Here is a 2750-nt window from a genome sequence, read left to right as displayed (position 1 = left end):
CCACGAATTCAGCGCCGACCGACTCCAGGCCCAGCACCTGCACCGGCTCCCACAGCTTCTCGTCCCACGGGTCCTCCTTGGCCAGCCCCTCGGCCGCGGTCGCGATGACCGCCCGGGCCCGCTCCAGGTCCTCGCCCGCGCCGACCTGCACGTCCACCATCGCGGTGGCCCAGCCCTGGCTGAGGTTGCCGATCCGCTTGACCTCACCGTTGCGCACGTACCAGATCTCGCCGTTGTCGCCGCGCAGCTTCGTCACCCGCAGGCCGACCTCGATCACCGTGCCGGACGCGACCCCGGCGTCGATCACGTCGCCGACGCCGTACTGGTCCTCCAGGATCATGAAGACCCCGGACAGGAAGTCGGTGACCAGGTTGCGGGCGCCGAAACCGATCGCCACGCCGGCCACCCCGGCGCTGGCCAGCAGCGGCGCCAGATTGATCTTCAGCACCGACAGCACCGTCAGCGCGGCCGTACCGAGGATCACGAACGAGGTCACGCTCTTGAGCACCGAGCCGATCGCCGCACTGCGCTGCCGGCGCCGCTCGGCGTTGACCAGCAGACCGCCCAGCGTGGTGTTGGCGGCGGCCTCGGCGCCCCGGTTCATCCGCTCGATCAGCCGGGTGATGGTCCGCAGCAGCAGGGTCCGCAGCACCACCGCGATCACCACGATGAGCACGATCCGAAGGCCCGCCTCCAGCCATCCGGCCCAGTTGTCGTCCACCCAGCTGCCGGCCTGGTCGGCGGAGCGGGGCAGCGCCTGGTGGACCAGGGCGTGCGCGGGCCCGGCGGCCGCGCGGGTCGTCGCGTTCGTCACGTGCGGGAACCTCCGTGGGGATGCGGTGGTTCCAATCTATCGGGGGACTGATGCCGTCTCGTTGCGTGATCGAGGAGCGGAAGCCCGTCAGGCGGGGGATGTAAGGAATGTGGCGGGCCCGTGGACCAGCGGTGTGGTTCAAAACACCTCGGGTCCGTTACCCGGGCATGGTGGCGCGCCGCCCCGCCTTCCGGAGAGACTGAAGTCAGATCGTCCCGGCGCGAGCCACGCGCCGCCGGCGTTAAAGGAGGCATCCGTGCCACATGTGCTGGTCCTGAACGCGTCGTACGAGCCGCTCGGCGTCGTACCGCTCCGCCGCGCGCTCGTCCTCGTGCTGAACAACAAGGCCGTGTGCCTCGAGGAATCCGGCGCCTATCTGCACAGCGAGACGCAGGCGCTGCCCGCGCCCAGCGTCGTCAAGCTCACCAAGTTCGTACGGGTGCCCTTCCGGGGCACGGTGCCGCTCACCCGTCGGGCCCTGTTCGCCCGCGACGGCGGCAAGTGCGCGTACTGCGGATCAGCCGCCACCAGCGTCGACCACGTCATTCCGCGCAGCCGCGGCGGGCAGCACGCCTGGGAGAACGTGGTGGCGGCCTGCAGACGCTGCAACCACGTCAAGGCGGACCGCCATGTCGCCGAGCTCGGCTGGCGGCTGCGGCATCAACCGGCCCCGCCGTCCGGGCTCGCCTGGCGGATCATCGGGACCGGACATAGGGACCCGCGCTGGTTGCCGTACCTGCAACCTTTCGGCGCGGATGACGCTCTGGCCCGGATCGACGGCATATCGGCCTGAGATCCGGGCTTTCGTGTGTCGCCTCCCGTGTGTCGCCTTCGGACGGCACACGGGCCACGGGGCGGTCCACCGGGGCGCGGCGGCCCGGGGGTCACCCCGCGGCCGCGTACGCCTCCATGCCGTACAGCGAATAGCCGTACTTCGTGGCCCGCCGCTCGCCCTGCATCCGCAGGAAGCGGGTGTCGGCCGGCGCGTCCAGCCATACGGTCTCCCGGCCGCCGTCACCGTCCGTCACGGTGGCCGCGGTGTGCCAGGTGACGCCGTCGGTCGAGGTCAGGATCCGGTAGCGGGCGGCGTAGGCGTCCTGCCAGTGCAGCACCACCCGGCCGACCTTCGCCGGGGCGGCCAGTTCCACCTGCACCCAGGAGTTGTCGTCGACCGGCGAGGACCAGCGCGTCGCCGGGTCGCCGTCGGCCACCGCGGACGCCGGGAAATCCGGGGTCTCGTCCGCCGAGGAGGCCGCCGCCGAGCCGGGTACCAGGTCCGGGCCGCCGGTGCGCGGATGGGTGGTCACGGTCAGCCGCCGCTCGACGGTCCGCCCGGCCACGGTGAAGCGGACCGGGACGGTGCGGGTCCCCGGCGCGGTGCCGGCCGGGACACTGATCCGCAGCGGGACACGCACGGTGGCGCCGCGGGGCAGGGCGACCTGCCGGGGCACGGCGACGGTGATACGGGGGCTGCCGGCCGCGGCGGGCCGGCCCGGACCACCCGGCGCGGCGGGCTCTCCCCGGCCGACCGGCGCGGGGGCGACCTGGCTGATGGCGGCGGTCAGCTCGCCCGGCAGGCCGGAGCTGACGGAGACGGTGACCTGGACCGGGGCGCCGCCCGCCTCGGCGTCGATCTCGGTACGGTCCGCGGTGACCCGCGGCGGCTCGGCGAACCACGGCACGAGCTCGCGGACCCCGTCGGCGTCGGACAGCCGTACGGCGTCGGCGAGCAGGCCGGCGGGCAGCTCCGTCCAGCCGTCCGGGTTCAGGGTGCCCAGCGGGCGCCAGCCGGTGGCGGTGTGGATCTCAACGGTGGGCCGGGCCGGGTCGTCCGCCGGGGGCGGGGCGCCGTCCGGGAGGCGGTGGGCGTCCGGCCGGTCCAGCGGGAATTCGCGGGGCGAGACGGGCGGGCGGACGGCGCCGGTTGTCGTCGTCC

General features: G+C 73.6%; 3 protein-coding genes. 1 reads left to right on the top strand and 2 read right to left on the bottom strand.

Going from position 1 to position 2750, the window contains the following annotated elements; all coding sequences use genetic code 11:
- On the bottom strand, nucleotides 1-769 hold a 769-nt coding region (locus GA0115240_RS14805; protein ID WP_202451371.1), incomplete at its 3' end, for a mechanosensitive ion channel family protein.
- Nucleotides 770-1070: 301 nt separating this feature from the next.
- Between GA0115240_RS14805 and GA0115240_RS14800 the strand changes: the two genes are divergently transcribed.
- Nucleotides 1071-1607, top strand: coding sequence for an HNH endonuclease (locus tag GA0115240_RS14800; protein ID WP_093737143.1), 537 nt, complete (start codon nucleotides 1071-1073; stop codon nucleotides 1605-1607).
- Nucleotides 1608-1698: 91 nt separating this feature from the next.
- On the opposite strand, the gene GA0115240_RS14795 is transcribed toward GA0115240_RS14800, so the two are convergent.
- Nucleotides 1699-2750 (bottom strand): discoidin domain-containing protein (locus GA0115240_RS14795; RefSeq protein WP_176725082.1); only part of this gene is annotated, 1052 nt, incomplete at its 5' end.

This window comes from Streptomyces sp. DvalAA-14 (genome assembly GCF_900091855.1).
Taxonomy (GTDB): Bacteria; Actinomycetota; Actinomycetes; order Streptomycetales; family Streptomycetaceae; genus Actinacidiphila.
Note: the sequence above shows the minus strand (reverse complement) of the source record. Positions and strands in the feature narration are given on the sequence as shown.